We start from the raw sequence: 19,965 nt of genomic DNA on the forward strand, positions 1-19,965 counted from the left end.
TACGGTAGCAGCCGTTCGTCAAAATTTATTTTGGGCATTTATCTACAACCTCATCGGTATTCCCATTGCGGCAGGGGTTCTCTATCCTATCAACGGATTTCTGCTCAACCCGATGCTTGCAGGAGCCGCTATGGCACTGAGCTCCGTAAGTGTAGTAGGAAATAGTTTGAGACTAAAGAAAAGCAAACTATAAACCTATCTCATATAAAAATCCCTCTCCGAAGTTTAGTCTTTGGAGAGGGAAAACGAAATCATTAGTTCATTTCAATACTTCCTCATATTCCCCCGTTTTCCTACATAAAAGGCGAAAACAGTTGCAAGCGCTGAAAAAAACATGATTCTTTATCTGCTTAATATTATAACACCCCCAGAATGAGAGCTATATTAAATCTATTTTTCTTCTTTTTTACCTCCTAAAATACCTTTTAAAAATCCTTTTGCCTGATTCTTAACTTCCTCTTTAGCCTTTTCTTTAACTTCTTCTTTGACCTTATTGATAGTACTATCCTTTTTCGTAGTAAGTCCTTCAATAAGTTGATTAGCTTTTCCAGCAGTGGTTGAGTCCGTTTTAGATGAAATAAATCCTTTTAAAGCATCTGTACCTTTATCTTTAAGATTATTAATTTGATTTTTAGCAATTTGAGACGCTAAATTGGCCACTGACTGTTTCATGTCAGTTGAAATTTTAGGATTATCGAACGTACCTGCTAACAATGCTGTTACAGCTATGTTGTCCACTTTGGTTTGATTTCCTGTGAGTTTAGCTAACGTTGTACTTGCTTCGGTTCCTAACATCTGTGGTGGTATATTAAACACTACGTTGTAGTCCATCACTTGATCAAAGCCGTGCGTCCCAACCACATCAATTGACACGTCTTTGTATTTCACCTTAAACGGATTAATATTGACCTTTCCATCTTTGAATTTTCCTGATACTTTCAAATCTTTCAAATTCAACTTAGAGAAATCTAAACTCTGGAAATTTGAAGCTAAGGAAGTTAACAATTTAGACTCTTCACTCTTAACTTTTGAATCAACCAAACCTGCGGAAATATCTCCAGAAAGAGTACTCAAATCGGGGGTCATATCATTCTTCAAATTCCCTGTAACATTAATTACAGTATTTATTTTTCCTTGCAAAACTTTAGAAATAGGAGCTATTTTTGATAGCATTTCTATTTTTGTAAATGCCTCTACAATATTTAATTTTGACATATCCAAGCCCATAGCAAAAGTTGGAATAGCATCTTTAGTTGATACATTACCACTAATAGCCACATTTCCTCCTAAGATATCAGTTCTTAAATTCTCCAAACGCACTTTTTCCTCTTTGATAATCAGTTTCCCCGAGGTGTTTTTTAATTCTAAATTGTCATAAATCACCGTTTCAACATTTGCTACAAACGTGCAATCTAAAAATGATGGAATTTTTAATGTTGTCGTTGTTGATGAAGCTGTTGTTACTTCTTTAGATTGATTTTCTGCTGGATTTTCTATTGGATTGGTTGCAGGTTGCATAAAATCTGCAATTACTAATTTATTAGAATTCAAAGCAAAATTCCCTTTCAAAACATCATTTTTGAATAGAAATCCAAATAAATTATCCAGACGCCCGTTAAGTTTTAAATCAGAATCTCCGACATGTGAAATAAATTTACTCAATTGAATGTGAGCCGTTGAAAAATCTAAGTTTGCTTCGTCAATATGGAAAGGTTTCACGAACTCTTCACCTTCATAAACGAACTGCTGTAGAGATGCAACTCCTTGACTTTTAACATTTTCAAACTTCTGTTTTTCAACCGAATTCATATCTAATTCGGTGGTTATATCGGCTTTAAAAATTCCTTTCAATTGTTTGTCTAAAGATATAGGATAGGCTTGTGAAAGATTTGCTAAATTTACCGTTCCCTTCAATGCAGCATTTACTTTCGGATTGTCAACTACGTTGTACACATGGGCTTTAGCTGTAAAATGATCTTCATCAATAGTCATTGTAAATTTATCCAAATTGACTTGAGTATCATTCATAATTCCCGTTGTATTTTTTACTTTCAAATCAATGTTGATATTTTGTATACTTTTGGGTAGATCAGGATACTTTAATGAAGCTTTTTGAGAGGTCATTTCCATAGCAAATGTTGGTATTTTATCCCCTACCATGTCCCCTTTGACATTTCCTTTTAGTGTAAAATCGCCAGTAGTTTTCACTTTTTCAATTTCTTTGGAATACGCCTCTGGAATTAACGCTAAGAAACTTTGAAAACTGTTTGACGGAGCATTAAAAGTTAGGTCATAATGCTGTCCGTTTTCTAATAATTTTACAAATCCATCGAAAACGAGCTCCAAACGATTAATAATTGCTTTGTTTTCCTTAAACGTATACTTTTGCTGATTCAAATCAATTCCTAAAATAGCATCCAACGAAACGGGAATTCTATTCATAAAATTGCTTTTGTCCATCGAAAATGATATTTTCAGATCGGTCTTCGTATTCAAATCTAATACTTCGTTTTCAAAATTTCCTTTTCCAGTATGGTTCAGTTCATCCAAAAGCAAATGCATATCACCATCGTCATTCTTGAATGTAAACTTCATGTTTTCAATATTATAAGACTGTATGCCTAACTTGAATGGGGTGGACTGACTTTCTTTTTGTGTTGTTTCTGAAGGCAAAGCTATATCAAAATTTCCCTGCCCTTCTTTATTTATATGAATGAAAACTGACGCATCTTTCAAATCGAAGCCTAATATGTTGTAATTACCTGACAACAAATCGGTCACACTTACTTTAACAGCTATTTTCTGTGCTGTAAATAAAGTATCCCCTACGAACGGTTCTTTGTTGACTATACTAAAGTTGGTGAGGGTAACATCAGCCTTTGGAAAGCTACGGAATAAACTGAGAGAAACATCCTCTAATGAGGCTGTTGCATTGATATTTTCATTAACCAAGCTAATGGCTTTTTCCTTTATCTTATCCTTGAAGAAAAATGGAATAGCTACCATAGCCAACACAAGTAGCACAACAAAAATAACCGTGATTTTCAAAAGTTTTTTTACTATTTTCATAGATTTTGTTTTTAAAAGATTATTATGTAATTATTATAAATAGCCTCGACCTATGTAAACTGTTGAAGAATAAGCAACAGAAACAGTACATAAGTCGAGGCTACAAAAAAAATGTAATTCCGACCTTCGTTTTACCCCATCAAAGTCAGGAGCAAGGCAAAGGTACAAAAAATATTCTTACTTCAATATGGGAGCCAAAACTTCTGGTTTCCCATCAATATTTTCAGGATTATCTACTCCTAAAATTCTGGTTATTAATGGATATACATTGACATTTTCGAAAGTATGAACTTTGTAACCTTTCTTGATTTTAGGCCCTATAGCATAGAATATACCGCCCATATCAGGCGTTACATAAGGGTCATAACCGTGTGTTCCCCATTTATTTTTCAATCGTGTTAGCGGATGATTTGCTCTGTGAATCATATAATTAGGAGCATCAACCACTAAAATAATATCTCCAATCTGTGAACTTTTTGAATAATGCCAGTGAGCAGGAGTTTCTTCTCTGTAGTATATCTTGACCTTTGCAGGTAACTCAGCTTTCAAAAGGTTGTAAACCTCAGCTTTATCAGCAGGGTTGTTTACATAAACCTGAGCGTGCATCCCATTGCTAATGATATTCGCCTTGTCTTTGGTTGCTTTGATGACTTCTTCCAAATTTATAAAAATATCTTGGGAGGAATCCATTTCAATCATCCCGTGGTCAGACACCACAATGGTGTAAATAGGCAGATTGATGTTTTTAACTTTTTGCATAATAAGTCCTAACAATCGATCAGCTTCTTGTACGGTTTCTCGCATTTTTGGAGAGTTTGGCCCAGAATTATGACCTTCCGTATCTACCAATGAAAAGTAAAGTGTGACGAATCGAGGACGTTCATTTTTAGGTAATTGAAACCAACGAGCTACTTCATCAATCCGAGCTTCATTGGATACTTTTCCGTCATAATCATAGTAATAGGTTGGATATTCTCCTCGAATAGGAGCCTCTGAACCAACCCAAAAATAAGATGCTGTTTTCATTCCTTTGGACTGTAACCATTGCCAAAGTGGATATCCTTGATAGTAATGAGCATCTTGTACCTTAGCTCTATCACCGATGGCATAAACTGCATCACGACCACGATCATAAAATTTGTTGTCTACTATACCATGATTACCAGGATACATACCTGTGATAAGAGAATAATGGTTTGGAAAAGTTTTACTTGGAAATGAAGATAATAGCATTGGAGTTGTAGCTCCTTCTTTGGCTAATTTCTTGAAGTTAGGAAGGTTATACTTTTCTGCATAATCGTGTCGGAAACCGTCGAAAGACACAAACAGCACATAGTTCTCCTCGACCTTACTGACACCTGTCTTAGATGGGTTACATCCAATGAAAAGTAATGAAATTAATAAAAAAATAAATCTTTGAAAGTATATTTTTTTCATGTGAATTAAATTTGTAAATAGTTATATGAATTTTCAAATCAGTATCGAAAATGTGTCATATCATAATCGACTATTAATTCAAAGTCATTCAATAGTCGTTGACTATCTCTAAATTAAAATACTTTGAGTATATGCACCAAAATATAGAAATCGTTAAATGAAATGATCTGTCGCAACATTTCCAAAGACTTTTATATCCAAATTCAATTTGTTATTAATAAAGACTTCGACTACACCAAACTGACAAATCACTGCGTGTCAACTAAGGGTAGTCGAAGCCTATTTCAAAATATTATTGCCTATTTGCTATTAAAATGTATATCTCAACCCGAAACTCCAAGTACGTCCGAATCCAAAATAAACACGGTTTGAAGTATCAATACCTTTATAAAAGTTATTTTTGTTAGAAATATAACTTTGATATTGTTCCTGAGCGGTAGCTCCATTTTTAATATCCTTAAAGTCAGATAGGGTTTTAACATGATTATTTGTTTGAGATTCTGTGATGTAATATGTATCCAACAGGTTATTTACGTTAGCTGAAATTATTAAAGCTTGTTTTTCGCCTAAATCAAATCTATAAGAAGCACTGACATCAAACAAGTTGAATGAAGGTAATTTCAAGGTTCCCTTATCTGCTGCTGCTTGAGTTGTAAAGTCTACTATATTGAGATTTGCATACAAGTTATTTACGTTTCTCCAATCAATATCAAATTTCAAACCTTTAACAGGGTTGATCGTAGCTCCTAACGAAGTAGTTTGTTGAGCTGAATCTCCCACTTTCAATTTATCTAAGTATAAAAGAATTGAACCGGCATCTTCAGCTGCTACTACATTTCCTTGTGTATCAATAGGTTCATTACTTTCATTAAATAAAACTCCCCGAGCATTTCCTTCGTAAAACCAGTTTCCTAACGAGAAAGAACCTTTAAAGCGTAAGTAATCGGTCACACGGATATCACCTTCGAACTCAAACCCTTGGTGAATCTCTGTAATTCCCAAAATATTGGCATACGCATTTATTACAGCCTTTCCTACTGTAATGTTATTCGCTTTTCTTAAGAAACGGTCTTTCCATGATGTTCTATACACGTTTACATTAACATTACCTACACTTGATTTAAATCCATACCCTGCCTCAATACCAAAAATTTTTTCGTTGGTTAAATCAGGATTGAGGAAGTTTTTATTATTTGGATATACGGCATTGAAAAAAGGCTGCTTAGAGTAGTATCCTACGTTAGCAAAAACATTGTGCTGTTCGTTGATATTGTAATTCAACCCTGATTTGATATTGTACCCTAACAAATCTTTAAATCCAGTTTTTGTTTCCATTGCTGTTGCTGGATTATTTCTTACCGCGAAAGTACCAGGCTTCAAGAACAAATCAATACGTTGGAATCCTTGGATAGAAGAAGAACCTTGAAGAAAAGCTGAAAAAGCGTCATCAGAGTATTCTAACTGAGCAAACATCCCCATCCAACGTACCTCGCCGTCGTTACTATACCCTACTTGTTCATTCAGTGGAGCCAAAGATCCTCCAAAAGGATTATAATCAGGAGTGTCTTTTTTAACAACTGAAACATCATTAGGCTTGGCTAAATTTCGGTTTGCAGTATTTCTGTAAGCAGAAGCTCCTAATAAGTGAGACACTACTTGGTGATGGTATCCGTAATAATATCTTCCATCAAGTCCAACATTGAAGGTAAAGTTATCGTCTATTTTATGGTTAAAATTAGTTAAGAAACCATACCAGTCATGAGAATTGACACTTGCTCTACGAATAAGTTGTCCTTTCTCAGGAGTAGAGGCTTTATTTTCAGCTACAATAGCATCAAAATCATGCAACCCCGTTTCAGGAACTCTTTGAAAATTAGATAATCGTTTTCCATTTACACGTCCCAAGTCACCTGTTCCAAATCCACGTCCAAAAGAGGCATATACTACCGTGCTCAAAGCCGAAGCATCAGTTAATTGCCAGTCCCAGTTGAGCATCATTACTGGTTTGTGATAGGCATTTCTTCGCATAGTAAAAACATCACCATTCAAGTATCCCCAATCAGAATTGTACTTTCTGTTAGGTTTATCTAAAGAACCTCCATATTTAACCTGATCAGAAATAGAGGAAGCATAAGAACGTTGGTTGTGCCATTGCGGAGCTCCGGTCATCATAAACTGAAGACTGTGCTTTTCTGAAGGTGAATATCCTAAAGCAAAGAAATAGTTATATCCCTCAAATTGAGTAGCATCGGCATACTTTTCTCCTGCACTACGGCTAAATAATACGGAGGCTGACCACCCTTTCTCGCTTTTCCCTGTGTTATACGCTACTAGAGCTTTGGTTTCGTGGTTTCCTCCATTATTTCCATATCCGAAAGATACTACACCTCCTTGTTTTATATCTGAGGCACGCGTTACGATATTAACAGTTCCTCCCACTGAAGCTATAGCCAATTTGGACGCTCCCAATCCTCGTTGTACCTGCATTGCCGAAGCTACGTCTGAAATACCTGCCCAGTTACTCCAATAAACACGGCTATTTTCCATATCATTCACAGGCATACCATTAACCATTACAGCAATGTTTTCGTTAACAAATCCCCGTATGTTAATTTTTGAATCTCCATAACCTCCACCTGCAACGGTTGCATATACGGATGGTGTTCTGTTTAATATCTCTGGAAATTCACGCATCCCTAATTTCTCTACAATCTCTGCTGCACGAATGGTAGAAACTGCCACTGGTGTTTGTCTTTCCTTCGCGATATCCAACAAGGCACTCCCGGTAACAACAACCTCTCCCAAACTCTCAGCGTCGGATTGTAAGGTTACATTGATATTAGCCTTACCGCTTGTCAATTTGAAAGGTACTTGTCTTGTAACAAATCCTAAATAAGAGATTTCCAAAACTCCACTGTCACTGTCCACTTGCAATGAAAATTTTCCATCAGCATCGGTAAATACTCCTTTGGTAGTTCCTTGAATGAGTACATTAGCTCCCAAGAGCGGTGCGTTAAACTCGCCATCAATGACCTTACCGGTAACTATTCCCTGAGCATAAGTCATTGTAGCACATAAAATTAAGGCTAAATTTAAAAACCAATTTTTCATTTTGTTTATGTTAAATATTAAAGTTAGTTTGATGCGACAAAAATGCATCTTTTCACGAAATCATATATTAAGTGAATGTTAAGTATTTCTAACAGCAATCCAAAAAAAGCATAAAACATCCCCCTGATATGTAATAGGGAATATTTTATGCTCTCTACCCATCCGATTTATTCTAATGGTTATCTATCGGCAACTTGCTTTCAAATACTCACGGTTCATACGCGCGATATTTTCTAAAGAAATACCTTTCGGACATTCTACCTCACAAGCTCCTGTGTTGGTACAGTTCCCGAAACCTTCCAAATCCATTTGGTGTACCATATTCATCACACGATCAGCAGCCTCTACACGTCCCTGTGGAAGCAATGCAAATTGTGACACTTTTGCCGCTACAAACAACATCGCTGATGAGTTCTTACACGTTGCCACACAAGCTCCACAGCCAATACAAGAAGCAGCATCCATTGAGCGGTCAGCATCGAATTTCGGAATTGGAATCGCATTAGCATCTTGCGTATTTCCCGAAGTATTTACTGAAATATATCCTCCTGCTTGTTGGATACGCTCGAAAGCAGTTCTGTCCACAATCAAGTCTTTGATTACAGGGAAAGCGGTTGCTCTCCAAGGCTCAATAGTGATGGTATCACCGTCGTTGAACATACGCATATGCAACTGACATGTAGTAATTCCGCGGTCAGGCCCGTGAGCTTCCCCATTGATGAAAAGCGAACACATACCACAGATTCCCTCACGACAATCGTGGTCAAACGCAACAGGCTCTTCACCTTTGGCTACCAAACTTTCATTAAGTATATCCATCATCTCCAAGAACGACATATGCTCGGAAATATCGGTTACTTTATATTCTACCATACGACCTTTTTCGTTGGCGTTCTTCTGTCTCCAAATTTTTAATGTTAAATTCATTGTGCTTAGGATTTAGGGAGATTAGGAAGTAAGAATGATTAGATATATAGAATTTTCAGTTTTTTGGGTCGCTTTGGATATTATCTCTGGATTTCATTTTGAAAATCATCGAACCTATCATTTTTCCTATTTCAGAAATGAGTTCTTCTATATGACTGTCCGATGAAAAACCCAATCCTTTTGCTATATATATTTGAGTTTCCAATTCAAAAAGAGAGCCTTGTGCTATTCTTAAAAAGTTTAAGCAACTTCTCAAAGAGGCTCGTCCCCAACCTTCTGCTATATTGGATGGTATCGACACTGCACTTCGGCGAATTTGGCTTGTTAACCCAAATTTTTCTTCCTCAGGAAATAAGCGAGTTACTTCATATACTCTCTTGACTAAATCCATTGATTTTTGCCAAACGACTAATTCTTTATATGACGTAACTTTATTTAACATTGTTACAAACCTATCTCCTTATAATCTTTCTATTCTTCTAATCTTTCTATTTTTCTATTCCTTCTTTCTCCTATTTATAACTACGTTGTGCTAATTTTATATCTTTAAACTCTAATTCTTCTTTATGCATAATTTCCTCGCTTGGATTGTAGGTACATTTCACCTCATTAGGGTTCCCTGTGTATTCCCAAGCCGCTACATAAGCATAATTTTCGTCATCGCGAAGTGCTTCACCGTCAGGAGTTTGATACTCTTCACGGAAGTGTCCTCCGCACGATTCGTTTCGCTCCAAAGCATCTTTGGCAAAAAGCTCTCCAAGTTCCAAGAAATCAGCTACACGACCTGCTTTTTCAAGCTCGGTATTCATTCCTGTAAGTTCTCCAGTAACTTTTACGTTTTTCCAAAAGTCTTCACGAATTTCGCGAATTTCCTGAATAGCTTCTCTAAGCCCTTGTGCGTTACGTGCCATTCCTACTTTATCCCACATCACTTTTCCAAGTTTTTTGTGGTAATAATCTACCGAATTCGTTCCTTTATTATTGATGAAGAATGCCAAACGCTCTTTTACAACACGCTCTGCTTCAACGAATTCAGGCAAATCTGTTGAGATTTTTCCTGTACGAATGTCAGCCGCCAAATAATCTCCGATAGTATAAGGAAGAACGAAATATCCGTCTGCCAAACCTTGCATCAAAGCAGAAGCCCCTAATCGGTTTGCTCCGTGGTCAGAGAAGTTCGCCTCACCGATACAGTAACATCCTGGTATTGTAGTCATTAAGTTGTAATCTACCCAAATTCCACCCATTGTGTAGTGCGTTGCCGGATAAATCATCATCGGTGTTTTATACGGATTTTCATCAACGATTTTTTCATACATTTGGAAAAGGTTTCCGTATTTTGCTTCGATGATTTTTTCCCCTCTTTTTATAATTTCTTCTTTGGAAGGATTTTCAATTCCGTGGATTTTACATTGCTCTCTTCCGTAACGTTCAATAGCAGAAGAGAAGTCCAAATACACAGCCTCGCCTGTTGCATTCACTCCGTAACCTGCATCGCAACGCTCTTTAGCAGCACGTGAAGCGATATCACGCGGAGCCAAGTTTCCGAAAGCAGGATAACGTCTTTCCAAGTAATAATCACGGTCTTGCTCTGCAATTTCAGTTGGTTTTTTACGTCCTTCACGGATAGCATACACATCATCCATATTTTTAGGCACCCAAATACGTCCGTCGTTACGAAGCGATTCAGACATCAATGTCAATTTTGATTGATAATCTCCCGAACGTGGAATACAAGTTGGGTGGATTTGCGTAAAACAAGGATTCGCGAAGAATGCTCCTCTTTTGTGAGTCTTCCAAGCTGCCGTTCCGTTACAGCCCATGGCGTTGGTAGAAAGGAAATATACGTTTCCGTAACCTCCCGTTGCAATTACCACTGCATGAGCTGAATGGCGTTCTACTTCACCTGTAACCAAATCACGAGCAATAATTCCACGAGCCTTGCCGTCAACTACCACAACATCCAACATTTCATGGCGATTGTACATATCAATTTTTCCACGAGCTATTTGTCGGTTCATTGCTGAATATGCTCCAAGCAAAAGCTGTTGTCCTGTCTGTCCCTTTGCATAGAAAGTACGGGAAACTTGCGTCCCTCCAAACGAACGGTTGTCCAACAATCCGCCGTAATCACGAGCCAACGGAACTCCTTGAGCCACACATTGGTCGATGATATTTCCTGAAACCTCAGCCAAACGGTATACGTTAGCTTCGCGAGCACGGAAGTCACCCCCTTTTACCGTATCATAAAAAAGTCGGTAGTTAGAGTCTCCGTCACCCATATAGTTTTTCGCAGCGTTGATACCTCCTTGTGCAGCGATAGAGTGAGCACGACGTGGCGAATCTTGATAAGCAAACGCCTTAACATTATAACCTAATTCAGCCAATGTAGCTGCAGCAGAACCTCCTGCAAGCCCCGTTCCTACAACAATAATATCAATATTACGTTTATTTGCAGGGTTTACCAAATTGATTTTATTTTTATGTTTTGTCCACTTCTCCGCGATAGGACCTTCTGGAATTTTTGAATCTAATTTCTTCATAGTTATTTCCCTAATAAATGATTAAAATAATGGAACAAAGCAACGAAAACAAATCCGCCACAAATCACCAAAGAATAGATGCTACCTAATTTGCTGATGAATTTTTTGCGTTTATCATCTTTCCAACCCATTGATTGGAATGATGATTGGAACCCGTGAATCAAGTGTAGGTACAAGAAAACAAAACTTAACACGTACACCGCCACGCGAATAGGATTACTCATAGCTACGATAAGGTCAGTATAGTAGCGGAAACCTCCGTCGGCTGCCAAGCCTGACATATCTCCGTTTACATACTTCACGGTCATTTCGTGTACCCAAAAATCTTTCAAGTGAAATAACAAAAATAGGAGGATACACGCACCACTGATAATCATATTACGTGACATCCAAGTGGAGTTTGCCGCTCCGTTGTAACGGGCATAAGCGTTAGCTCCACGGGCTTTGCGATTTTGGATTTCCAAAACAAAACCCATCACGAAGTGGAAAATAACTCCCAACATCAGAATGGGTTGCATCACGCCTTGAACCAAGGGATTGGTTCCCATAAAATGTGATAAATCGTTGAACAAACTGGCACTAAAAACCGAAGTAAAGTTCACCGCCAAGTGTATCACCAAAAAGACAATCAGGAAAAGTGCCGATAGAGCCATCGCCACCTTTCGAGCAATAGATGTTTTAAATAGTGCTGCCATTATTAACTGTTAATTATTTGTTTATAGTTTTTTTAAAATTGAATACAAATTTACGTATTTAACAGTTAATCCACAACTAAAAAACTTTACAAAACCTAATTTATAACGATTTTAAAAAAAGATACTACCCTATTTTACAGATTCTCAATACAAAATAAAAATTAGAGACTAATTCTTCTATTAAATTTCTTTACTTAAGCTCTATCAGCACTAAAAAAGTTAAGAAATAAAAAATAAAGCTAAATAATACACCTATATTTATTAATGCTCTTAAAACAATTTTATTTAAATCAATATAAATGTGGGAGAAAAAAGTAAAAAAATATGACAGAAATCATGTTTTATTCTTCTTTTTTTTCATAAATTTGACGCATGTAATCATAAAAATTAACACCATATGCTAAAAAAATTATTAACCATACTTATGCTGACATTTTTAGCTTTACCGCTAATGGCACAAGTAAAAGTGACAGGAAAAGTTACTGATGAGAGTAATAGTCCACTACCAGGTGCGACTGTGATTATTAAAGGTTCTACTAAAGGAACCGCGACTGATTTGAATGGAAGTTACGAAATTGAGGCTCGAGTAGGTGATGAACTTGAGTTTGGATTTATGGGTTTTCAATCACAAACTAAAAAAGTTACAGGAGGTGGCAATTCATTAGTCATCAATGTTTTGCTCCAAGAAGATGCTGAACAGCTTGAGGATGTGGTTGTTGTAGGATACGGAACTCAGCGTAAAGAAAGCCTAACAGGAGCTATGCAAACCTTAAAGCAGGAAAAACTGACAGACATAACTTCTCCCACGATTGAGAATATGATCAGCGGAAAAATCTCAGGTGTGTTTGTTGCTCCAGGTTCGGGTCGTCCAGGGGAAACGGGAGCTATTATCATTCGTGGAAAATCGACTATCAATGGAAGTACAGCCCCTCTCTGGGTTGTAGATGGCGTTATTATGGGAACAGGAGCGAACATAGTAAACCCAGGAGACATTGAGACCATGACGATTTTAAAAGATGCTGCTTCTACGGCTATTTATGGTTCTCAAGGAGCTAATGGGGTTATTCTTGTTACGACTAAAAAAGCTACTTCAGGCAGCTTAAAAACACAAATATCTCTTAAACAAGGTATTACAAACCTAAACAACGGTAATTTACAGGTGATGAATGGAGCTGAGTTATATGATTATTTCCAATCGTTCTCAAATGCTTCAACCATAATAGCTCCTCGATGGAATCCTGAACTCCGCAATAGTAATTTTGATTGGTGGAAAGAGGCTACTCGTACCGGATTTGTACGTGACTACACGGCTTCAATCAGTGGTGGTTCAGACATGCTTCGTTCCTATTTCTCTGTAGGTTTCTACAGCGAACAAGGAGCGGTTAAAGGCTATGATTATGATAAATATGACTTCCGATTAAAAACGGATTACGCTCCTGTTAAATGGTTGACGATTAAACCAAACATTACTGGTAGCTTTAGACAAACAGATGATAAACAGCATTCTGTGACAGCTATGTATTCGAACTTACCTTGGGATAGTCCGTACGATGAAGAAGGAAACATCGTTCCACATCGCTCTTCCAGATGGTTTAATAACAACTCAACAAACTATCTATATGATTTGCAATGGAATCATGGCAAAGGAACTTCTTTCCAAGGAATGGGAGGTTTGGATTTTACTATCAGATTCTATGATTGGCTTTCATTCTCTTCAATTAATAACTATCGATTGTCTACATATCACTCAAACTTTTACAGCGACCCTCGTTCCTCTGCAGGAGAGAGTGTGAAAGGACGTTTGTATGAATATCAAAGTAATACAATAAATCGATACACAAGTCAGATTTTGAATTTCAATAAGTCTTTTGATAAACACTCAATTGACGCAACTTTGGTATATGAATACAAAGATTATTGGGGAAAAGCCATTTCAGCACAAGGAGTTGGATTTATTCCTGGATTTGAAGTTTTAGACGTCGTTACCAAGCCTGAAAGTACTAAAGGAAGTTTGACCGAGTCTGCTACACAATCGCTTATTTCTAAGTTAGTTTATAACTATTCCAGCCGATACGTATTGGAAGGTTCGTTACGCCGTGACGGAGCTTCTAATTTTGGAGCCAATGCCAGATATGGAAATTTCTTCTCCGTGAGTGGTAGTTGGAACGTTCACAATGAAGAATGGTTTACTCCTGAATGGGTTAATAATCTCAAACTTAGAGCATCATACGGTTCTGTTGGTATCCAGCCTAATGTTTTATACGGACAATATGATTTATATGCAGTTTCTACTGGTGCTAGTTACAACCAAATTTCGGGAGCATTAATTTCTCAAAAAGGAAATAAAGACTTAACTTGGGAAACTACCTATACCACAGGGTTAGGTTTTGATGCAACTTTGTTTGACAGAATTTCACTTACAGTAGATTACTACGATAAGGCCATCAGTAATTTATTGTATCCTGTACCCGTTTCTGGTGTTACGGGAGTTACCAGCGTTTGGCGTAATGTTGGTGAACTATCGAATAAAGGAATCGAAATTACCTTAGGGGCTTCCATCATTAAAAATGAAGATATCCACTGGGAAATAGATTTAAATTTTGGTAAAAATACTAATGAAATTAAAAACTTGTATGGCGACAGAAAAGAAATCATTTTACCAGACGGAGCGGGAATTGCAGGTTCTGCAAACAAAATCCTAAAACCTGGGTATGATAGTGATACTTTCTACATACGAGAATGGGCGGGAGTTGATAAGGAGACGGGAGCTCCTTTGTGGTACAAATCTACAACAGATGCTAACGGGAATGTAACCCGTGAAATAACTAAGAATTATTCAGATGCTAATCACGTAGATATGGGAAAAGCAACTCCTGATTTCTTTGGAGGTTTTGGAACTGCTTTCAAATATAGAAATTTTGACCTGAGAGCTAATTTCGGATTTGCTTACGGTGGTAAAATATACAATTATTCACGAACCGAATATGATTCTGATGGAGCGTATACTGACCGAAATCAAATGAAATTAATGAGCGGTTGGTCTCGTTGGCAAAATCCTGGAGATGACGCCACCCACCCAAAAGCTACCTACGAAAACAAAAGTAACTCAAATAAAGCCTCTTCTCGATTTTTGGAAGATGGTAGTTACTTGAAACTTCGTTCACTGTCGTTAGGATATAATTTAGACTTGTCCGAATATAATTTCCCTAAATTGAGATTGTCCATTTCAGGAGAAAATCTGTTTACAATAACTAACTATTCTGGTGTTGATCCTGAAATTCCAGCAAGCGGCGGAGCTATCATAAATTCATCTGGACCATCAGTATATCCTTCAACACGCAAATTTATTTTTGGAATAACCGCTAATTTTTAATTTTTGAAATTATGAAAAATATCATATACATTTTAACAGTTTCCATCATTCTATTATCTTCTTGTGATATAGAAAGATTTCCGCACGGACAAATGGCTGCGGAAAAAATAACATCAGACCCAGATGGTTCTCTGGACGGACTGCTTAACGGATGCTACGCTCAAATGAAAGGTTGGGCGGATGTTATGCATCGATGTGGTGAATATGCTGGTGATAACATGATGATTCGAGGTAGTTCGACCGATGCTTTTTATGAATTCATCTCGTACTCCCGCACTCCCAATAATTATCGCTTACAATCATTTTGGGATAGTGGATACAAGGTAATTGCTCAAACATCCAATATCATCAGTCTTTTCCCTGAAGATAAAGCCTCTAACGAAACCAAAACAAAATTAGGAGAATGTTACTTTCTTAGAGGGATGATGTATTTCTATCTATGTAGAGCATATGGACGCCCCTATGCACAATCACCTGAAACTAATTTGGGAGTGCCTATCGTTAATGGAACACCTGAAGATTTGGTAAACACAACACTGCCTGACCGATCTACTGTTAAGGAAACATATGACCAAGCTATCAAAGACTTGCTAAAAGCAGAGCAATTGATTAGCCGTAATAGAGGCAACGCATATGCTTCAAGAGAGGCTGCTCAAGCCCTTTTATCAAGAATATATCTTTATATGTCCGGCACATATGAAGCACCGAATACCAATTACGCTCAATTGGCTGTTGAGTATGCTGACAAGGTTATCAATTCTAATAAATATGTACTTCTTGACAGACAAAACTTCATGAAGTATAACACCTTTGTCCCTGAAAGTAATAAAGAATCCATATTCGTAGTTAAGAGGGTAGCTTCAGAGTTTTCAGGTTACGACCACTATTATGGTGTTGGTGGTATGTATGCTAACATCGGTGGTATGGGCTGGGGAGAAATGTATGCCAGTGCCAAATACATTGATTTACTGAATGAAACGGGACGTAATGACTGGAGTAACAACATCATCGTTGATGCAAGAGCCAGTTTTATTGAACCTCAATACACTAAACCTTCTGTTACCGTAAACGGTGTTAACTACCACCAAAAAGTATTCCGCTTTATCGCAAAACTTAAGGATAAAAACGGCAAACAAACAGGTTATAGATACATTCAAGCTCCGGTTGCTTACAACTATGAAAGCAACCAGTTGGAATTAACTTCAGGAGTTCCAACCTGCACGATAAAAGCAGGGGATGTAGACACAACTTACCCCCTTACTGGTGTAAACATTGCTCAAGGCATATACACTATCAGTTATGAAGGAGATGTTTATGAAGGAGTCATTGACAACCTAATGAGATTAAATCGTGCTTATCCGATGTTTTACATTGTAAAATGCTCTCGTGAGGGAGAGGACAGCCACTTGCATTCTCCTGTGATTTCTCGTTTAGGAGAAATCTATTTGAACAAAGCTGAGGCTCTAGCTAAACTTGGACGCTATGGAGAAGCTCTTACGAACTTGAATATCATCAGAGAACGTTCAATCATAGGAGGTGGTTACGCTTCTTTGGACGCTTCTAATGCAGCGGAACGCATTGATAAAGAACGACAACTGGAGTTAGCTTTCCAAGCAGAACGCAGTTATGATGTATTCAGAAATGGAAAATCTCTTACTCGCCATTATCCAGGCCCTCATAGCGCCATGGAAGATATTTCGGCTAATGATTACAGAGTAGTGTATTATATACCACAAACGGCTATAAATTCATATAAAGGAAAACTTACTCAAAATCCAACCAAATAGAAAAAATGGAAAGAGGCGGTCTAAAATTAGACTGCCTCTTTTCTTATAATTTTATCTCACCCGAACTTTTTATTAAAAGCTGGAGAGCATGATACCTACCCCAATTGTATTTTGTTTGTGGTTATATTCGATGAGCGAATCTCCATAGCCTGTGGATACCTGAGCAAAAAGTCGTAATCCTCCTTTACCAACAGAATGTACATAGGTCAACTCGCCAAATCCTCTATTGTTTTTGAAGTTCAGATTGTTACGTGTTAAAAATAGAATTTGATGTCTTTTAGCCATGTAAAACACATTTAATTCAGCTCTTCCTACATAATCAATTATATCGGGATTATCATTATCATTTTTCTTTTCACTCATACGTCGCCAAAATCGGGTTATAAACATAAAATCTCCCCATTCGAAAGCATTCATTAAAATAATTCGATTCCAACTTCGGGAATAGAGATGTTCCTTTCCATTAGACTGGTGATTTAAAGAAAGTCCCGTCAAACGCCATTTAAAGCCTCCCGCGGATAAGTTCAAAGGAATTAAATACATGATCTCGGGTTCGTAATTTAATTCCCGAAACGGACGGGACAATTCTCCATTATAAACCTGCCAATACGCCTGTTGTGTGAAAGCTACCCAAATATCTCCTTTGGAACCTAAAAAATCCTGCCAAACTTTGGTTTTCAAACTTACTTGAAATTTCGTTTCTACATCCTGAAAATCCCGATATGGCGGATTTCCCCTAAGTGGATTGGTATTTTGTGGTTGCCGATTCATTCTATCTGTCCAACGAAAAGGTATCAAATAAATTGGTCGATATTCCGATGGTCTAAAAATACCTTGTTGATCTTTATCGTCAATTTCAAACATTTTCGATAACGCACTCCCATATCGGTTGTATTCAATCTTTTCAATAATAGGCAGTATCGTATCCAAACGATGTTGATGATTCACCTCTTGCGATATAGCCATTTGACTAATAATCAATGATAATACTAAAGCTAAATTACTAATTTTTGTATTCAAAATGTTTCTTACATATTTTACAGAAGCTAAACAAGTTTATGTCTGAAAAATGAAACTTTTAACTAAAAAAGTTATTTTCAGAACCAAAAAATATTTTGCTCCAATAGTTAGACAATTTGTGTTTAAGTACATAAACTTTAATCCATAGAGATTACCTAAAATCGTTTACATCAAAGCTTTCCCCAATATTTAATAAATGTAAATTCCTATTTTCCGCCGCAAATTTATCTATTGACGCTTGACGATCGATTTTGATAACATCAAAAGTATCATAATGCACTCCAAGGGTATGGATAGCATCTACGAATTTGGCCGCTGTTAAAGCATCTCGGACTCCCATTGTATAATTATTCCCTATTGGAAGAACCGCTAAATTTACTTTATATTGGCTTGGAATAATGGTCATATCCAAATGTAGTGCTGTATCTCCTGAAATATAGACTGTTAAGCCTTCATAGTTGATCAAAAAACCTGCGGGATTTCCTCCATACTTACCGTCAGAAAACGAAGACGAATGTACAGCTTTTGTCATTTTTATTTTCACAGTTCCATTCTCAAATCGGTATGAACCTCCAATATTCATTTCGTGTCCGTCCAAACCTAAAGATCTGTAGTGAGCCAGTATCTCTGGATTGGTAATGAGTTTTGCTCCCGTTCTTTTAGCAATAAATTCGGCATCCAAAATATGATCCTGATGTGCGTGTGTAAGTAGAATATAATCTGCTTTAACATCGGAAATATCAATATGTTTAGCTAAAGGATTAGCCGAAATAAAAGGGTCAACCAAGAAGAACTTGCCGTTAATCTCAATATTGACACAAGCATGTCCTAAATAAGTTACTTTCATAATATATCTTTTTTTGAATGTTTTACTTGAATCTCACTAAGTCTAATCGTTATTTATATGTACGATTTTTCCTGTATCAATACTTCGTTGTAATAGAATTTCAAATAATTCGGTTAGCTCTTCGGAACCTTTTTCAACCGCTGCCCCTACAATATTTCGTACCTTTTCGGCACTCACTTTGGCCTCCCTCCAACTTTTACCTGAAGTGTGGGCATTCAGTATAAAAGGTATAATTCTATCCACTGCCGAAGCAAAAATTGCATCAGCAGATTCTCCCGACTCGAATTCTTCCCACAAAGCTAAAAATTCGGCACTCAAAGGCTCACCCAATATCCCAAAAATACGCTTTGCTGATGCCAATTCACGTTCGTACTTTCCAACCATCGCCTTTTCATCGTAGACAAAGGTGTCTCCAGCATCAATTTCTACTATGTCGTGAATAGAAAGCATTTTCATAACACGAAACAAGTCGATTTGCTCCTTATTCTTGGCATACGGATACATTATTTGAGCCAAAACCATCACTTGCCATGAATGTTCTGCCGAGTTTTCTCTACGTGTATCGTCTAAATTATAATTGCGACGCTGTACGTTTTTGAGTTTATCTAAGGTTAGTATAAATTCAAGTTCTTTTGCTAATTCCATTTCTTGATAATCTATATTTTTTATGGTATTTCATCTATTCTTTTTACAACCAACGCCTTGTTTTTTGACAATAATCCTCATATGATTTGCCAAAGATTCTTTTTAAAACCACTTCCTCAGGAATAATCTGAAAATAGGTAATGTATGCTACAAACCCTGCAACTCCAAACCATGAAAGACAATTTCCAAAATAAAAAACCAATCCTACCAATCCAAATGCCATTCCTAAGTACATCGGATTTCGACTGAATCTATAAATTCCTGTACTAACCATTCGACTACTTTTTTCAGGCGTTGTAGGATTAACCGTTGTTTTTAATCTTCTAAATTCCCAAACTCCCATCAGTGCAACTACTATTCCCGAAATAATAAAAATAGTAGATAACCAAATGGATTTCACTTCATAAAAAGGAAAAACAAAAGGAGGTCGTGTTTTAAAAAGTATGATGGTATAAAAAATTGACAATCAGGGAATAAAGTTGTATTTTTGTTGAATGCTAATAACAATTAC

Annotated in this window: 14 protein-coding genes; 3 read left to right on the plus strand and 11 right to left on the minus strand. The window is 37.0% G+C overall.

Annotation, left to right across the window (positions count from 1 at the left end; genetic code table 11):
* The coding region (locus CCAND38_RS09680) for a hypothetical protein (protein ID WP_042345077.1) at nucleotides 1-193 on the plus strand (193 nt) is incomplete at its 5' end.
* A 197-nt stretch (nucleotides 194-390) separates the two neighbouring features.
* Here the strand turns inward: CCAND38_RS09680 and CCAND38_RS09685 are convergent.
* The 7 genes from CCAND38_RS09685 to CCAND38_RS09715 all read right to left on the minus strand — a co-directional run bounded on the left by CCAND38_RS09685 (nucleotide 391) and on the right by CCAND38_RS09715 (nucleotide 11,782).
* The gene (locus CCAND38_RS09685) at nucleotides 391-3,069 is read right to left on the minus strand and encodes an AsmA family protein (RefSeq protein ID WP_042345078.1); all 2,679 of its coding nucleotides are present in this window, start codon (nucleotides 3,067-3,069) and stop codon (nucleotides 391-393) included.
* Between the two features lie 177 nt (nucleotides 3,070-3,246).
* Nucleotides 3,247-4,506: an alkaline phosphatase family protein gene (locus CCAND38_RS09690; protein ID WP_042345079.1), complete on the minus strand. Its 1,260-nt coding sequence runs from the start codon at nucleotides 4,504-4,506 to the stop codon at nucleotides 3,247-3,249.
* A 309-nt stretch (nucleotides 4,507-4,815) separates the two neighbouring features.
* On the minus strand, nucleotides 4,816-7,617 hold the full coding sequence (locus CCAND38_RS09695) for a TonB-dependent receptor (protein ID WP_042345080.1): 2,802 nt from the start codon (nucleotides 7,615-7,617) through the stop codon (nucleotides 4,816-4,818).
* A gap of 183 nt (nucleotides 7,618-7,800) precedes the next feature.
* On the minus strand, nucleotides 7,801-8,544 hold the full coding sequence (locus CCAND38_RS09700; RefSeq protein WP_042009162.1) for a succinate dehydrogenase/fumarate reductase iron-sulfur subunit: 744 nt from the start codon (nucleotides 8,542-8,544) through the stop codon (nucleotides 7,801-7,803).
* A gap of 55 nt (nucleotides 8,545-8,599) precedes the next feature.
* Nucleotides 8,600-8,986, minus strand: a complete 387-nt coding sequence (locus CCAND38_RS09705) for a four helix bundle protein (RefSeq protein WP_018279739.1) — start codon at nucleotides 8,984-8,986, stop codon at nucleotides 8,600-8,602.
* 70 nt (nucleotides 8,987-9,056) lie between these two features.
* Complete coding sequence (locus CCAND38_RS09710) at nucleotides 9,057-11,087, minus strand: fumarate reductase/succinate dehydrogenase flavoprotein subunit (protein ID WP_042345083.1); 2,031 nt, start codon at nucleotides 11,085-11,087, stop codon at nucleotides 9,057-9,059.
* A 2-nt stretch (nucleotides 11,088-11,089) separates the two neighbouring features.
* Nucleotides 11,090-11,782 (minus strand): succinate dehydrogenase cytochrome b subunit, encoded by a 693-nt coding sequence (locus tag CCAND38_RS09715; RefSeq protein WP_042009166.1) that lies wholly within the window; start codon nucleotides 11,780-11,782, stop codon nucleotides 11,090-11,092.
* Between the two features lie 397 nt (nucleotides 11,783-12,179).
* Here CCAND38_RS09715 and CCAND38_RS09720 point away from each other — a divergent pair, with 397 nt between their 5' ends.
* Both CCAND38_RS09720 and CCAND38_RS09725 read left to right on the plus strand, forming a co-directional pair.
* On the plus strand, nucleotides 12,180-15,155 hold the full coding sequence (locus tag CCAND38_RS09720; RefSeq protein ID WP_052458230.1) for a SusC/RagA family TonB-linked outer membrane protein: 2,976 nt from the start codon (nucleotides 12,180-12,182) through the stop codon (nucleotides 15,153-15,155).
* 11 nt (nucleotides 15,156-15,166) lie between these two features.
* Nucleotides 15,167-16,942, plus strand: coding sequence for a RagB/SusD family nutrient uptake outer membrane protein (locus tag CCAND38_RS09725; protein ID WP_042345084.1), 1,776 nt, complete (start codon nucleotides 15,167-15,169; stop codon nucleotides 16,940-16,942).
* A 72-nt stretch (nucleotides 16,943-17,014) separates the two neighbouring features.
* On the opposite strand, the gene CCAND38_RS09730 is transcribed toward CCAND38_RS09725, so the two are convergent.
* The 4 genes from CCAND38_RS09730 to CCAND38_RS09745 form a co-directional block, all read right to left on the minus strand.
* Nucleotides 17,015-17,962, minus strand: coding sequence for a phospholipase A (locus CCAND38_RS09730; RefSeq protein ID WP_231550027.1), 948 nt, complete (start codon nucleotides 17,960-17,962; stop codon nucleotides 17,015-17,017).
* 151 nt (nucleotides 17,963-18,113) lie between these two features.
* The gene (locus tag CCAND38_RS09735; protein WP_042345087.1) at nucleotides 18,114-18,809 is read right to left on the minus strand and encodes a metal-dependent hydrolase; all 696 of its coding nucleotides are present in this window, start codon (nucleotides 18,807-18,809) and stop codon (nucleotides 18,114-18,116) included.
* Nucleotides 18,810-18,851: 42 nt separating this feature from the next.
* Nucleotides 18,852-19,454, minus strand: coding sequence for an HD domain-containing protein (locus CCAND38_RS09740; protein WP_042345088.1), 603 nt, complete (start codon nucleotides 19,452-19,454; stop codon nucleotides 18,852-18,854).
* A gap of 43 nt (nucleotides 19,455-19,497) precedes the next feature.
* Nucleotides 19,498-19,920 (minus strand): methyltransferase family protein, encoded by a 423-nt coding sequence (locus CCAND38_RS09745; protein WP_156129797.1) that lies wholly within the window; start codon nucleotides 19,918-19,920, stop codon nucleotides 19,498-19,500.
* Between the last annotated feature and the right edge of the window lie 45 nt (nucleotides 19,921-19,965).

This window comes from Capnocytophaga canis (assembly GCF_000827555.1).
Lineage (GTDB): Bacteria > Bacteroidota > Bacteroidia > Flavobacteriales > Flavobacteriaceae > Capnocytophaga > Capnocytophaga canis.